This is a genomic window from Stenotrophomonas sp. LC732 (assembly GCF_052446685.1).
Taxonomy (GTDB): Bacteria; Pseudomonadota; Gammaproteobacteria; order Xanthomonadales; family Xanthomonadaceae; genus Stenotrophomonas; species Stenotrophomonas muris.
On the sequence record NZ_CP199214.1, the window covers coordinates 3,942,839 to 3,956,968 of the forward strand.

A 14,130-nucleotide genomic window follows, 5' to 3' on the forward strand; every position below is an offset into this window, starting at 1 on the left:
CGCACCCTTTTCTGCACCCTGTATCGACTTCATGTCATGCCTCTCCCCGGACGTGCACGGGCGTGACCCGTGCCGGTTGCCACATGGACCTGCCAAGTTCGTGTACGTGATCGAATCGGGCGCGGTAGGCCTCGGCGCCGTGCATGATCATCACCAGCATGCGGCCATGGCTGCGTGCGAAGATCGCGTCCATCGCAATCTCGCGGCTGGCCGTATCGAGGTTGGCGACCGGCTCATCAAGAATGTAGAGGTCGGCGTCCTCGCCCAGCACCATCGCCAGGGCGATCTTCTGCTGCTGCCCTGCCGACAGGGTTTCCGGCAGGCTGTCGGCGATCCCGTCGCCGTCCATCCCCAGTCGCGCCAGCAGCACCGGATCGGCGCCGAGGTCGCGCACCTTCAGCGGAGGGAACTGCAGAGGAAGCGTGATGGCGCGGATACGCGCCGGTCGCAGCAGCTGGCCGGCGACGGGCTGGAAGTACCCGGCCAGGACGTTGGCCAGGGTCGTCTTGCCGCTGCCATTGTCGCCAATCACCAGTGCACGTTCACCGGGTGAAAGGGCCAGGGTAAAATCCGAAAACACGGGAGTGGCGCCGTACCCGTAGCCGATCGACGTCGCCAGCAGACCACCCTCGATGTGCGTGGCCGACGCCGCGGCTGCCGGCGCGGTCATGAACTCCGCCACCCGCACCACCACCACACCGTGGCTGTGCATCTCGGCAATGTTCTTGAAGATGCCGATGAGCGTCGTGGCTGAGCGCCAGAAGGCGTTCATGAAGGCGATGAACGAACCCAGTGTCATCTGTTGGCGGAACACGAACAGTGCGCCGACGAAGATCGAGCAGACATCCGAGATCACCATCGTCAGGTCGCTCGCACCCTGCAGGGTCCTCACCACCCTGAAGCGCTGGTAGGTCGAATCCAGCACCTCGCGCAGGCTGCGGTCATGGGCCTGCACCGTCCTGGGGCCCAGGCCGAACGTACAGACCATCTTGAAGGCAGACACGGCCCGGGTCAGCAAAGAAACCAGTTCGGCCTCGCGGTCACGCTCCACCACGGTCAGCTCGCGGATGCGTCGGCCGACCAGCACGCTGACCGTGGTGGCGATGGGAATGATGGCCATCAGCACCAGGAACGCACGCCAGGAGATGATCAGCAGGGCTGCGATCAAGGCGACGAATGTCACCGCCTGGGTCAGGGTGGTGCGTGCGACCGACAGCATCGGCACCACGCCATCCTTCACGTCCGAGCGGATCCGCGCCACATAGTAGCCAGCCCCCTTCTGCACCACCTCGTCATAACTGCGGCCATAGTAGGCGGCCAGCAACGAGGTCCCGATGCGCTCCACGATGCGGTTATCCACGCGCTGCTGCCACAGCGCGCAGCTGTAGTTGCCCAGGTTGGTCACCAGGCACAGCAGCAGATATGCACCGGTAAGCAGCAGGAAGCGATTGAAATCCTGCCGGCTGGCGGCCTCGTCGAAGATCGCGCGGATCAGCAGCGGATGCAGCAGCCCGCCCAGTCCGCCGAACATCGCGGTGGTGGCGGCCACCGCAAGGTAGCGCCCGCGGAGGGGGCCGAGCAGGATCGCGAAGCTGGCGAGGATGGCGCGCACACTGTGCCGCTGCGCGGTCTGCTCGCGCTGAAGTGGCTGTCCGGCCGGGTGCGGGCGCGCATTCATGCAATCGCCGCCTGCCCCACCCCGGCTCCGTCCACTTCCCGTACCACCGCGCCATGCACATCGAGTGCATCCAGGAAGAACTCATCCGGCGCCAGCGTGTCGTACCGATGCAGGGCGCGGATCACTCCGGCGATGCCGGTACCGTGGTCGAAGGAAATGCGGAACAGATTCTCGCCCGGCACCGCCGCCATTCCCTCCTCCTCCTCGAACAGATACAGATCGACGATGCCCTGGTACGGTCGCTCCGCCATCTGCAGGTACCTCGGGTCACCGGAGTAGAGATGGGCGTCGACAAACACATCCAGCATGCCCGACAGGCCATACAACAGGCCGCAGAAGCCGGAATACTTGCGATGGAAGTCATCCACCAGCCGATTCACGTCCTGCCACAGGCCGTAACGGATCGCGACCTTGGCGATGCCCGCAGTCCCCTGCTCCAGATAGGGTTCATAGGTGTTGACCTCTTCCGGTGAGCTGGGGAAGGTGGTCACCCCGGTCTCCAGCTCGAAGCCGTAGGAGAGATCGTGTCGCAGTGCCTGCTCGCCAAGCACGCGCCATGCCGGATCACCACTGAGCTGCGACAGCCTCAGCAGGAACAGCGCCACCCCGGCCTGGCCGTAACCCATGCCGATGCGGACGCCACCTTCGTCCTGCCAGTAGGCACCCCGCTCTCCGTGGTGGACGGTGTCTGCAAGCCGCCGCGCCAGCGACAGCGCCCTGTCGAGATCCCCGGGCAGGCCGGTCGCGTGATGCATGGCCAGGTGCGCCATTCCGATACCCGCCATGCCGTGATAGAGCGAGTGATGCGCATGCAACAGGTCACTGCTGTCAGCGCTGTCGAGCAGGCTGCGGGCCAGTTCCACCTCGCCACGCAGCAGCGCCGACCAGGCGATGCCGGCAAGGCCGGTGAGGAACCCCGGCGGTAGCGATGTGCGATCCAGGGCCTGCAGCTCCTGCGCATAGCGCTCCATCACCGCCGGCGACGGCTGATGACCCACCCCATGGAAGGCGTGGATCACACCGGTCGCCCCCAGACCAAGGCTCATCGTGTTGGTGGAGTGCGCGAACGGATCAAGTGGGAACAGCGTCCGCTCCGGCTGCAGCCGGCTGTGTGCATCCATGAACGCGAGCAGCCGCCGGATACAGTGGCGCGGCGCCGGTAACGGGCGCTGCGGCGACGAGAACGGCGCCTGCAGGGTCGCCGGCTGCTGCAGCAGCTGTGCGGCCTCTTCCAGGTCGATACGGTCGTCCACCAGCGCCTGGATGACCTCGGCCACTGGCGTGTGCTGCCAGCCGATATCCTCCATCATCACCGGCAGCACCTTCTGGAACAGGTCGGTACGGATGTAGGCCATGGCCATCAGCGGGAACAGGCAGTAGAACATCACCACCGCGGTCGCATAGCGGTCATCCCTGAAACAGCTGGCGCGCTTGCGACCCTTCATGATCCGGCGGAATCCGGGCGTGTGGATGTCATCCCACTCATCGCTGCCGTCCAGGAACGCGGCCTCCAGATCGATCAGGCGCACACGCATGTTGCTGCGGTCGACCATGATGTTGGACGGCGAGATGTCACCGATCACCACTCCCACCTTGTGTGCGCGGTCGACCGCGCGAAGCAGACCGGTGAAGATGGTCACGCACATCCCGTAGTAGTCACTACCATCGCGTGCACTGGGACGGGCCTTCATCAGCGGCGAGTGCTTGAGCATCAGCTCGCGAAGATCGAATGCATCCAGGCGCTCTTCCACCAGATAGCTGTTTTCCCAATCGGTGAATGCATCCAGGCAGCGCGGCGAGGCGCCCACCGGGCCCAGCAGTTCCAGATTGCGTCGTTCGCGTGCCAGCCGGCTGGTGGCGTCGAGCCCTTCCCCGTGCATTTCCACATGCGGCCGCGCCTCCTTGATGACCACTTCCTCCCCGGTGACCTGATCCAATGCCAGGTAGACCCCGCCCGTGTTGGAGAACCCAAGCGCGGCCTGCACCTGATAGCGGCCCTCCTTCAACGTCATCTCGCCGGGATCATCCTCGCTGGGGAACGGGTCGGTTTCCCAGGCAGGCACCTCGAAATAGGGATTGCGCAGGTCGGGAACATGGCTGCCGTCGGGCGCTACCAGCATCGGCACCTTCTGGCCGATGAAATCAAGCCGGTACACCTGGCGCATGCCGCCATAGCGGTAATACAGGCAGCGGCAGTCCTTGTAGCGTCGATCGGACAGGATGTACGAGCCATCTTCGTCCTTCAGCGCCCCATGCAGCTGCTCGATGAAGCGCGTGAAGACCGCAAGGTCCAGCGGATAGAGCGTGATGAACTTGCCTGAGCCACCGCGTGGCCAACGCTTGGAGCTCATCATGCGCATCGTGTTCATGTCATTGGCGAACTTGAACTTCACGCGCTCGGCCAGGGCCATCCGGGTGACGGTGCGCAGCAACCGCTGGCAGTTCTCCTGCGTGGCTGAAACGTGGATCTTCCAGCCTTGCGGCGGCAGGTTGCCGGCGACCGGGTCGCCATGCGTCGCCAGGTGCGACCAGACACCGATGCGATGGATCGTCCACGCCATGCCGGCCGCCTCGATCTCCGCTTCAACGATACTGCGGAAATCTTCGCTGGGCCGGTACTGGTTGTAGCTCAATTCGTAGAACCGCTCGTCGCCCCCCACATAGGCGGCCTTGTCCATGTGGCGTGCTTCACGCAGTGATCGTTGACGCGCTGACATCGTCTCTCCCTGGTCGGTTCCACGGCTCATTTGCCCGGTGCACACATCCCCGAACGCCTCGCACATGCGCGATGGATGCATTGCGGGCGCTCCAGCCTGCAGGCATCGCAAAATGCGGAATGCGGATTCCCTGCCTGCTTCATTCGTAAGCACGGCGTGAAATCCGCCGGCTATCGCTGCAATGCAGCCGCCCGGAATGTCCCTGCAGATCGATGATTGCCACCGTACCTTGCCGCTACATTGCGCAGGCGATTCTCATTCCACAATTGACTTGACTCATTCCAATCGGCAATGCCATTTTCCATCCGCCACGTATAGACCGGGGTTCTTCAGCAACTGCAACAGGGCTTTGAGATTGCGTGGTGCAATCGCGCAGTGAATCATTTCATTGCGTAACGCGTGGGAGGCACGCATGCCTCCCGATCCCATGTACGACTAAGGAGAGTTGATATGAATCGCGTCCTGAATCTGCAGCGCCTGATGATCGAAAACCAGCAGGAAAACCTGGGCAACAGCTGCAGCAGCTCCGACAGCAACTGCTGCAACGGCTAAGCCTCTCCGGCTTGCCTGAGGTGGTGGTGCGCGCCCACCACCTCGACATCTGCCACAGCGTGATGCACCGCCACGTGGCAGGTCTCCATACGACGTAGAGATCGCTTGGCAGGCAGCCGTCCGCTGCCCGCGCTGCGCGTCCTGCATCTGCCAATGCCAGGACAGGCATCCCGGGGGGGGATGATCAGCCAGCTGCAGCACCTGCTGCAGCCGTGACCGTTGCTCGGCCCCGCTGCGACCTCACCACCATGACGGACGCTACGCAGTGCGCCTGCACGCCCGCCGGATCCAGCAATCAGGAAAAGACGCAGCATGCGCATCCTCGTGGCCATGGACGACGCCGAACTTGCACAGGCGCTTCGCAACGTATTGCAGAGCCGCAACATGCTGGTGGACCTCGTGGCAACCTGGTCACTGGCCAAGGCCGCGGTACAGGCCGTGGAGTACCGCGCCCTCATTCTCGACCGCTGGCTGCCCGAAGGCGATTCACTGAAGCTGGTGCAGATCGTGCGCGGCTTGCGTACCTGGCTGCCCATTCTGCTGTTGGGGCGCCACAACCACGCTGCCGACTGCATCGCTTGCCTGGATGCCGGTGCCGATGACTACCTGCCCACGCCGTTCGAGTTCGACGAACTGGCCGCGCGGCTGCGCGCGATTACCCGGCGCCTCGACGCTGATGCCGGCCACATTCTGAGAATCGGCAATTTCACGTTCGATTTTTCCAACCGCATGGCATTGGTAGGCGGTGCGCCCCTGAGCCTGCCGCGCAGCCAGCTGCTGCTGCTGGAAGCCCTTTGCGCCCGCCAGGGCCGGATCGTCCGCCATGAAGTGCTGAGTGCTGCCGTGCACCTGGCCGGCGCCGACGGCGGTACCACCGTGTTGGATCCGCACGTATCACGCCTGCGCCGTGCCCTGCGCTCGGCCAGCGTCAGCATCGAGTCCAAGCGTGGGCTGGGCTACATGCTGAACGACGACGCGGCCTGATCAAAGGCCATCGGCGCGGGCCGCAAATGCAACAGCCGGGGCGGTAAACCGCCCCGGCTGCCAGTCCCGCTGATTGGGCCGACCGCTGCGGTCAGGCGGCCTTCATTGCGTGCTTTCGCGCACGCATGACGTTGTGGCACTCCTGCACTTCCGGCAGCAGCTGGGTCACTTCCTGGCGCACGGCCGGCGGCAGCTCGTTGTCCTGCAGCACATCCTTGAACGCGCCCAGCAGGCGGTCCTCGGATTCTTCAAGTTCAGCCACGTAGCCATAGTTGGTGTCACCGAAAGCGGCTCGAACCTTGCCGTAGAACTGCTGCATCGAACCGACCACGGTGCCATGTTCGGCCGGCTTGCCACCGCTGGCGGCCACTGAGCCGCTCAACGCCGCCACGATGCGGCCCTTGACGCCAGCGATGCGGGTGAACAGTGCCGACAGCTCGGCATCCTTGACCTTGGTGGCCGCTTCTTCATAGAACGACTTGCCATCGCGGGCGATTTCGATCAGGTCGTTGAGGCGATGTTCGATGGTGGACTGGGTGCTCATGGCGTCGCTCCTGTGTGCTCGAAAGTCAGTGGAGAATGGCAGTGCATCTGCATTGCCTTCGACCCCACTGTGTGCAATCGCGTGTGCCAACCAGGTGAGCACGAATTGATGCACGCATCACCATGCGAAACACCTGCTGACTTCGTCATTTCAAGCATCGTCGGCTTTCACGGAATCTGAGCGCGTTGCACGCGTTACCACGGTACGGTGACGATGATCAGAGTGACCAGCAGCGCGATTGCCAGGATCACCAGCAGCACGTGCCATTGCTTCCAGGTGGGTCTCGGCTTTCCAGGCGTATTCATCGATGGGCTCCTGCGCGGGCGGGGAATGGGGTTGCCAGACTGAAGCGCAACGGCATCGCACAACGTCGACGTGAGGTGCACGTTTCGTGCAGACCTTGCTGGAATATCGGGCCGCATCGGCCTTCCGCACCCGTGCTTGGCGGCATATTCAGCGAGTACCACACCCGACACCGCCAGCAGGCTGCCACCCAGCACCCCATCCGCTGAGTGACTCACCCAGCAGCATCACCGCCAGTGCGGCGGTCACGATCGGCACCAGGTTGAAGAATCCCGAAACGCGCGCCGCGCCCAAGCGCGAAAGACCGGTCATCCAGCTGAGGGGCGCAAGGATCGATGCACACACCGCAGCGAAACCGAAACAGCCCACCGCGGTCAGGTTGTTCACTCCGGCAGCTGCACCGGCAGCAGGATCAGCGACGCCGCCGTGGCCTGCAGGAACAGTGACTCCAGCACCGTCAGCGGAATCTTCCGGCGCTGCATCAGCACGATGCAGGCGGCAAATGCACGGCCGAATCCGTGGCCGAGATCGCGCAGCGGCCTCACATGAGCGTGCGCATGCTGGAGCGCATGGCGCGCAGTGAACTGGGCATGTCACTCGGCGGCCGGCGTGGGCGTGTGAAGTTCGTGCGCGCCACCGAGGCGCTGTGCACACGCAAGCCGATCAGCCGCATCGCCGGGGAGCTGGGCTATTCAGGCGTCAGCGCGTTTGCCGAAATGTTCAAGCGGCACGCGCAGTGCACGCCCGATCAGTATCGGGAGCAGCATCGGGCAGGGTGAAGGCCCGCATCGAGGGCTGTCGATTTCCCGCCCCGTCGCTCGTCGGAACAGGAAAGGCAGGCCCATCGGCCTGCAGGAGCGCTCCAATGCCACCGATCCTCACCGCCTTCGCCGCCTCCCCCGACCGCGGCCAGGGCCTGGCCCGTGACATGCGCGTGCGCTGGGCGCTGGAGGAACTGGCCGTGGCCTATGACGTACAACTGCTCAGCTTCGCCGAGCTGAAGCAGCCCGCGCACCTGGCACGGAATCCGTTCGGGCAGATTCCCACGTGGCAGGAGGGCGACCGGACCCTGTTCGAATCCGGCGCCATCGCCCTGCACCTGGCCGAACAGCACCCCGGCCTGCTGCCGCGCGATCCGGACGCCCGCATGCGCGCGATCATGTGGGTGTTCGCTGCGCTGAACACGGTGGAGCCCCCCATCGTCGAGCGCTCCATGGCCTGGGTGCTTGAGCGCGAGCAACCCTGGTACGCGCAACGGCTGCCAATGCTCGATGAGCGGGTCCGGACGCGGCTGGCCCAACTATCGACGTGGTTGGCCAGGACAACGTGGCTGGACGGCGAATTCAGCGTGGGCGACCTGATGATGGTCTCGGTGCTGCTGCGCCTGAAGAGCAGCGGCCTGCTCGACGAGTACCCACAGGTCGCCACCTATGTGGCCCGGGCCACGCAGCGGCCCGCCTACCAGCGTGCGTTTGCTGCGCAGCTGGCGGTTTTCCAGGACGCCTAGCGCTGCGCCTCCTCCCAGGTAACAAGGGGCCAGCAGTCACGCAGGCCCCATGCGTTACTTCAATCGACGCGATCTCCAGTTCAGGTAACCCCGCCAGCCAAAGGGAGCACTAAAAAGCGCAACCGCACCGCACGCCAGCAGGCCGTTGAACATCCAAGGGGTCAGCTCCGGGGAACCTGCCGACATGGATGGAAACACGAACCCGCATAGCAGTGCTCCCACAAAGGAAGTACCGAATATGACCGTGGAACCCAGGCCTGGTGAAACTCGCATCGATCTATTCCTCATCAGTTCCGGTTGCAGGTCACCTTGACCTCGGTCAGCCTGATCGTGCTGGTGCAGGTGACAGACTGATTGCCCGCCCCCGTCACCGGGACACCGATGTTGTTGAGCGCATTGACGAAGCTTCCCATATCGGTGGCATTCCCATTCGGGAATTCGAAGCGATGCGTAACGCCGCCTCGCCCCTCGCTCAACTGTGTAACGCTAAGCGGAATGGAGTTACCGAACCTGTCCTTGTAAAGGAGGGCGTTGGGCTCCCAGCGACGGTTGATCATGCTGTAGTTGTAGGAAGCGGTGGACCCGTCAGCATAGCGGATCTTCTGCGGCGCCCAGACATCGATGCCAAGCGAGTACGCGCCGGAAGCCAGGTAGATGTAAGTCTCGAAACGCTGCCCCAGATGCTGGCTGACCGCATCCCTTCTCTGCGGATTCTGGATGTCATCGTACACATTGGTCGGGTAGCCGGGCTCAGACAGGCTGATCACCGATTGAGCGACTATGCGCTTGAACTGAAGATAGTTGATCGCCGGTTGCTCGACCGGGAGCTCGTCGATGATGACGAAGGGTTCGCAATCCATCGCGCCGGGTTCCATTTTGTCGCAACGGATGCCGCCTTCACGATCACGCATGACGCTGAACTTTCGTGCCATGTTGCCCGATGGATTCAGTATGTAGAGGATCCTGTGCGACGGCATACTTCATGAGCATCGCGCGCCACACGCGATCTCACTACCGCTTTGAAGGATTGAGAGCGCTTGCCATACCCGGCACTTCTCCCGCAGCGACGACACTGTCAGTGCAACCTGCGCCGGCAGGCGGCCTGCACCAGCATCAGCTGCGCCACCAGGACCAGCATCGCGCAGCCCGACAGCAGCCACGGATCGATGTACCACTGTTCGTTGAAACTGAAGTCGCCGGCGGAAATGCGCTTCCAACCGTTGAAGTGCTGCATCGCCGCCACCACGAACGCGAAGGCGCCCGCGCTGTACGACAGCCAGGGCACCACGATGCCGCCCGGGCGCGCGAACAGCGTCAGCAGGCCCAGCACGCCGATGACCGTGCGTTGCACGCGGCAATATGGGCAGACATAGGCCATCCCGCTCCATTCCACCGCCCAGGCCAGCAGGCTGACCAGCACGGCCGCTGCCGCGGCGGTATACAGCATCGTGGGCGTGATCGTCCTGCCTGCATCGTGTGCCATCCCGCGCTCCTTCGTTCAAAGACCCCGGCAGGGTAGCAGCGTGGCAGGTTCAATCCTTCTTGAAGACCGTGCGCTTGCCGATCGGGCTGCCCTTGCGCGCCGTCGGTCGCGCCAACCCGGGAATCAGGAAGTCGGTGACCTTGTGGCCCTTCTGGATCCTGGAAGCGAGCCAACGCGGCATGCGCCCGCGGCCGGACCAGGTCAGCCGCTTGTATTCCGGGTCTCGGTATTTGGCGGCCAATTTGCCGGTTCTGCGCCGTGCCGGTTTCCGGCTGGGTGCGCCCGCTTCGATGGCTTCATCGCCAAAGAGTTCTTCGAGGGTATATCCCGCTTCCGCCGCGGCGGCTTTCAGCATACGCCGCACCGCGCTGGCAGGACGGCGGTTGGAAATCAGCTGCTTCCGCTGTTCAGCGGCAACCACCAAGGCGCCCAGCTCCCGCAGGCTGAGCGATTCAATATCGATCGTCATGCTGGAAAGGTCTACTGCCGCGCGGCGCCTGTCAAGGCGGCTTGCCCCCGCGTAGACACGGGCTTCACTGCGGGTGGGCTCCGATCGCCTTCGTCGGCCATCCCCGAGGACATCCCTGTGAGCACCTCATCGCATTCGCTTGCCTACCTGCTTGCGCGCATCCTGCTGATGGCGCTGTTCCTGGTCTCCGGGCTGGGCAAGCTCGGCGATCTCAGCGGCACCCAGGCCTATATGGAAGCCATGGGCGTGCCCGGCATCCTGCTGTGGCCAACGGTCGCCTTCGAGATCGGCAGTGGTCTGTGCATCCTGCTCGGCTTCCAGACCCGGCTGGTGTCGATCGTGCTGGTGGGCTTCAGCCTGGTCACCGCTTTCATCTTCCACCACAACTTCGCCGACCAGACCCAGCAGATCATGTTCCTGAAGAACCTGGGGCTGGCCGGTGGGTTCCTGCTGCTGGCCTGCACCGGGGCCGGGCGCTACAGCATCGACGGGCGCGGTCGGCGCGGGTAAGCCTCGATTCGGAGTGTGCACGCGCTAGCGGCGAAGTTCGGCCTCTGGCGCCAGCGTGTGGATCACCTTGCCCTGTGCATCCAGGAACTCGATGGCACCGTAACCCTCGGCCGTGAGGGTCCGGCCACATTGAAGGCGCGCTTGTACTGCAGGCCATCGATGATCGGCGCCGGCGTCTTGACCTGGGTGATTCGCCAGCGTCGGACGCGAATGCCCGAACGCATTGCGATGCAGCCAGAACGAAGAACGCACAAGCACTGCGCATCATGCGATCTCCTGTCGGGATCGGAATCAGCATCCGCACGCCCAGCATGCCTGTGGTCGACGACCCCGCGCGGTGACACCGGCATGCTGGCGATGGGTCGACACCATTCCGCATCGTCACTCGAATTCTTAACTCTTCAGAATTCGACCAAGCCACCTTTGTCCCAGATGGCCCACAAGACAGCATGATGGCGCCCTACGGATTCAGGAATTTCGTTCATCTTCATGCGTGACATCGGACAGTTCTACGTAATCAGCGTCGAGGGAGTGACGCGGGCAGACGGCACCCTGCTGCAGGTCACCCGAATCGATTGCTCCTGCATCAAGTGTTCCTGGCAGTTCAGGGCCATTCCCAACCATGGCCTTGTCGATCTCGACGGTGCGGCCGCCCTCAGTTGCCCAACCTGCGGCAATCACCAGTCAGTCAGCCGCGCACGGCTTGAAGAGCTCAATCGACGCAGCGACGAATAGCCTGCACTTCAACCATCCATCAACACAGCACCGACACGACCGATACCCGGTGGGCCCTATCGTTCGTCAACAAGCACCCCCCGGCATTCCCATGAGTCATACCGGCATTTTTCAGATCACCGATCTCACCTACAAGGCTGGGGAGCAGGGCGACCTGGCCCGCGCACTGCAGATCGTCGCCACCTGCACCGCCTGCGGATCGACGAGCGTGTGGGACGAGCATGAGATGGAACACGTTGCCGGTGGAACCGTGCTGTCATGCCGTGGCTGTGGTGTCCGCCAGGCCATCAGCAACGCGCGCCTTTCTGGCTGCGCTTCCGACATCCGCCATCCGCGCCGCTGAGCGGCGCGCAGTTCGTACTGCGTAGCCGCCGGCTGGGGCAGTCGTTCACTCGGCTTTTACAACGCTGCGACGTTTCAAGCGACAACGCGCACTGATGCATCTGCCTGCATCCAAGGGCCGCGCCAGCGCGTATGTAGGATGCCCGCGCCTTGCGGGCATCCTATAGAGGAACGCGCCGTGAAAGCCCTTCAGCGGATAGCCGCCACAGTCAGCTTCGCCGTACTCGTCTCAGCCACTTCAATGAGCTTCGCCGCCAGTACCGTGATGGTCGGCGGAGCGGAGATGTATCCCACCAGGACCATCGTCCAGAACGCCATCAACTCCAAGGACCACACGACCCTGGTCGCTGCGGTCAAGGCAGCGGGCCTGGTCGATACCCTCAATGGCGTCGGCCCCTTCACCGTCTTCGCGCCCACCAATGCAGCCTTCAGCAAGCTGCCCGCAGGTACGGTCGATACGCTGGTGAAACCTGAAAACAAGGCACAACTGACCAAGATCCTGACCTACCACGTGGTGCCAGGCAATTACAGTTCAGCGCAGCTGATGGCCGATGCCAGGAAGCACGGCGGCAAGGCCACGCTGAAGACCGTTGAAGGTGAATCCCTCACCGTCGCACTGCATGACGGCAAGCTGTGGGTCATCGATGCCAAGGGCGGCAAGGCGGGGATCAGCATCGCCGACGTCGGCCAGTCCAATGGCGTGATCCACGTGATCGACACCGTGTTGATGCCGAAGTAGTTGCAAGCAGCAGGACGTCCACATGAGCGGCAGCCGCATTGCGGCTGCCGCCGTCTCCTCCCATGAATCAGCATCGCGGCTGCGGGGCGATGACGCGCTACCTCATGTATCAGGAGCGTGCAGCGGCGTTGGGGCCTTGGTATCCCTGTCAGTCAGAAGGGGGCCTTGGATTCCAGGTGATTGCCTGACGTCGTAGATCTCGCATTCGGTTGGGTCCATCGGTTCCCAATGCTGGCTCGCCAGCTCAAAGAAGGCAGCGGGTACCTCCATGGGGAACGTTGCGCCTTTCTCGCGACTGCGCTGGCGGACGCGATCACGACGAATGTCATGCGGGGTATCCAGGAGATGCACCACCAGATTGTGGGCCGCCCCCCTGACCTGCGCGTCGAAGAGGGTCTTCGTACCAACTCGAGAACCCACAGGCCGTAATACTCCAGTGGTCAACTTAGAAGCCAGCCAAATTGACCATGAGGGAAGCAGCCATGCAACTGGAAGACATCGAGCGCATAGGCGACTACGTCATGCCGGAGCGCCCTGCAGTACGCTCAGATCTCGCACTGATCTTCGGAACTCGGCACGGAGTGGAGGATTTCTGCCAGGCAGTAGTCACCCTGTGGCACAAGAGAATGTTCCGGAAGGCAGTCGTTTCCGGTGGCATGACCGCAGGTCTTCACGATTCAGAAGCCGAAACCATGGCTACCCGCCTCATGGAGTTGGGAATTCCAGAGCATGTGCTCATCATCGAGCCGTTCGCCATGAACACTGGTGAGAACGTATGGCGCTCGCGCGAGCTTGCCGAGCGCATGCTGCCTCTCGAAGAGAGACGGAGCGTCATTGCCATCGGAAAAATCTGTTCCGCGCGTCGATATCTGATGACACTGGCCCGTCATTGGCCAGGGCCAATCGTTACCGCGCAGTGGGTCAACTATTTCGCGGTGGACAAGAGTGACTGGCACCTGGATCCGGAGTTCGCCGAACGCGTCAGGGCCGAGTACGTGAAGATCCCGCACTACATAAGGAGGGGATTCCTGATCGAGCTTCCAGAAAGCTGATCCAGGTGCTGCCAAGGCACGCTGCACGCATCACGCCACGACGCCGTGTGCTGTTCAGGGCTACCGAGCGGCAACACCGGGCCTGACCAGCCCGAAGTCTCTCAGCGCAACGTAAGGATCCCAGTACTCCCTGTAGGCCATTATCTTGCCGCTTTCGAGCGTTACCATGGAGATATGGTCCTGGCGATAGAGCCAGCCGGCGTGGCCGCCTCCGTGTACTCTCCGCGCACCTGCCGGCGAGGACCAACCAATTCGTTTCTTGCTGCCTTCCTTGTCATGGCAACAAGTGTCCATTGCCTGTCGATGCGCAGTAAATCCCGTGGAACCCTATCGGCGTCCGAGAATTATTTCCAATGTTCTTTCCGCCGACGCGGTAGAGGCATCGGGCCCGACGCCCAAGCACCTGCTTCTTATGGTGGGCCCACCAGGATTCGAACCTGGAACCAAGGGATTATGAGTCCCCTGCTCTAACCGTTGAGCTATAGGCCCGGCGCAGCGTCACAGTGTAGTGGAGG

The 14,130-nt window shown here is 63.1% G+C and carries 16 protein-coding genes, 1 tRNA gene and 1 pseudogene; 9 read left to right on the plus strand and 9 right to left on the minus strand.

Annotated elements, in window-relative coordinates:
- Positions 1-34: 34 nt before the first annotated feature.
- Together ACT6SE_RS18595 and lanKC are read right to left on the minus strand one after the other, a co-directional pair.
- Entirely contained in the window at positions 35-1,678 is a 1,644-nt protein-coding gene (locus ACT6SE_RS18595; protein WP_046432699.1) for an ABC transporter transmembrane domain-containing protein, read from the minus strand.
- On the minus strand, positions 1,675-4,356 hold the full coding sequence (lanKC, locus tag ACT6SE_RS18600) for a class III lanthionine synthetase LanKC (RefSeq protein ID WP_444811037.1): 2,682 nt from the start codon (positions 4,354-4,356) through the stop codon (positions 1,675-1,677). Before lanKC ends, ACT6SE_RS18595 begins: the two co-directional genes overlap by 4 nt.
- A gap of 489 nt (positions 4,357-4,845) precedes the next feature.
- Between lanKC and ACT6SE_RS18605 the strand changes: the two genes are divergently transcribed.
- Together ACT6SE_RS18605 and ACT6SE_RS18610 are read left to right on the plus strand one after the other, a co-directional pair.
- Positions 4,846-4,947 (plus strand): class III lanthipeptide, encoded by a 102-nt coding sequence (locus tag ACT6SE_RS18605; protein WP_014038605.1) that lies wholly within the window; start codon positions 4,846-4,848, stop codon positions 4,945-4,947.
- 312 nt (positions 4,948-5,259) lie between these two features.
- Positions 5,260-5,931 (plus strand): response regulator transcription factor, encoded by a 672-nt coding sequence (locus ACT6SE_RS18610; protein WP_032958333.1) that lies wholly within the window; start codon positions 5,260-5,262, stop codon positions 5,929-5,931.
- Between the two features lie 91 nt (positions 5,932-6,022).
- Here ACT6SE_RS18610 and ACT6SE_RS18615 read toward each other — a convergent pair whose 3' ends face one another.
- The 3 genes from ACT6SE_RS18615 to ACT6SE_RS18625 all read right to left on the minus strand — a co-directional run bounded on the left by ACT6SE_RS18615 (position 6,023) and on the right by ACT6SE_RS18625 (position 7,323).
- On the minus strand, positions 6,023-6,475 hold the full coding sequence (locus ACT6SE_RS18615) for a PA2169 family four-helix-bundle protein (protein ID WP_014648535.1): 453 nt from the start codon (positions 6,473-6,475) through the stop codon (positions 6,023-6,025).
- A gap of 453 nt (positions 6,476-6,928) precedes the next feature.
- Positions 6,929-7,165: an EamA family transporter gene (locus tag ACT6SE_RS18620; protein ID WP_235319628.1), complete on the minus strand. Its 237-nt coding sequence runs from the start codon at positions 7,163-7,165 to the stop codon at positions 6,929-6,931.
- Positions 7,162-7,323 carry a hypothetical protein gene (locus ACT6SE_RS18625; protein WP_239669251.1) on the minus strand — a complete coding sequence of 54 codons (162 nt, stop codon included), beginning with the start codon at positions 7,321-7,323 and terminating at the stop codon, positions 7,162-7,164. Before ACT6SE_RS18625 ends, ACT6SE_RS18620 begins: the two co-directional genes overlap by 4 nt.
- Between ACT6SE_RS18625 and ACT6SE_RS18630 the strand changes: the two are divergent.
- Together ACT6SE_RS18630 and ACT6SE_RS18635 are read left to right on the plus strand one after the other, a co-directional pair.
- Positions 7,288-7,557 (plus strand): annotated as a pseudogene (locus ACT6SE_RS18630) (helix-turn-helix domain-containing protein); the annotation flags it as partial. The gene ACT6SE_RS18625 and the pseudogene ACT6SE_RS18630 overlap by 36 nt on opposite strands.
- Positions 7,558-7,643: 86 nt before the next feature.
- The gene (locus tag ACT6SE_RS18635; protein WP_046432704.1) at positions 7,644-8,285 is read left to right on the plus strand and encodes a glutathione S-transferase family protein; all 642 of its coding nucleotides are present in this window, start codon (positions 7,644-7,646) and stop codon (positions 8,283-8,285) included.
- A 287-nt stretch (positions 8,286-8,572) separates the two neighbouring features.
- On the opposite strand, the gene ACT6SE_RS18640 is transcribed toward ACT6SE_RS18635, so the two are convergent.
- The 3 genes from ACT6SE_RS18640 to ACT6SE_RS18650 form a co-directional block, all read right to left on the minus strand.
- A complete protein-coding gene (locus tag ACT6SE_RS18640) occupies positions 8,573-9,196 on the minus strand; it encodes a hypothetical protein (protein ID WP_227864596.1) in 624 nt (207 codons plus the stop codon).
- Between the two features lie 164 nt (positions 9,197-9,360).
- On the minus strand, positions 9,361-9,768 hold the full coding sequence (locus ACT6SE_RS18645) for a hypothetical protein (protein WP_014648538.1): 408 nt from the start codon (positions 9,766-9,768) through the stop codon (positions 9,361-9,363).
- 49 nt (positions 9,769-9,817) lie between these two features.
- Positions 9,818-10,237 carry an H-NS histone family protein gene (locus tag ACT6SE_RS18650; protein WP_046432707.1) on the minus strand — a complete coding sequence of 140 codons (420 nt, stop codon included), beginning with the start codon at positions 10,235-10,237 and terminating at the stop codon, positions 9,818-9,820.
- Positions 10,238-10,354: 117 nt separating this feature from the next.
- Here ACT6SE_RS18650 and ACT6SE_RS18655 point away from each other — a divergent pair, with 117 nt between their 5' ends.
- The 5 genes from ACT6SE_RS18655 to ACT6SE_RS18675 all read left to right on the plus strand — a co-directional run bounded on the left by ACT6SE_RS18655 (position 10,355) and on the right by ACT6SE_RS18675 (position 13,615).
- Entirely contained in the window at positions 10,355-10,747 is a 393-nt protein-coding gene (locus ACT6SE_RS18655) for a DoxX family protein (protein ID WP_032958324.1), read from the plus strand.
- 489 nt (positions 10,748-11,236) lie between these two features.
- Positions 11,237-11,482: a hypothetical protein gene (locus ACT6SE_RS18660; protein WP_014648541.1), complete on the plus strand. Its 246-nt coding sequence runs from the start codon at positions 11,237-11,239 to the stop codon at positions 11,480-11,482.
- A 91-nt stretch (positions 11,483-11,573) separates the two neighbouring features.
- The gene (locus ACT6SE_RS18665; protein WP_014648542.1) at positions 11,574-11,825 is read left to right on the plus strand and encodes a hypothetical protein; all 252 of its coding nucleotides are present in this window, start codon (positions 11,574-11,576) and stop codon (positions 11,823-11,825) included.
- A gap of 177 nt (positions 11,826-12,002) precedes the next feature.
- Positions 12,003-12,563, plus strand: coding sequence for a fasciclin domain-containing protein (locus ACT6SE_RS18670; RefSeq protein ID WP_046432710.1), 561 nt, complete (start codon positions 12,003-12,005; stop codon positions 12,561-12,563).
- A 482-nt stretch (positions 12,564-13,045) separates the two neighbouring features.
- On the plus strand, positions 13,046-13,615 hold the full coding sequence (locus ACT6SE_RS18675) for a YdcF family protein (RefSeq protein ID WP_046432713.1): 570 nt from the start codon (positions 13,046-13,048) through the stop codon (positions 13,613-13,615).
- A 413-nt stretch (positions 13,616-14,028) separates the two neighbouring features.
- Here ACT6SE_RS18675 and ACT6SE_RS18680 read toward each other — a convergent pair.
- Positions 14,029-14,104 (minus strand) — tRNA-Ile (locus ACT6SE_RS18680).
- Between the last annotated feature and the right edge of the window lie 26 nt (positions 14,105-14,130).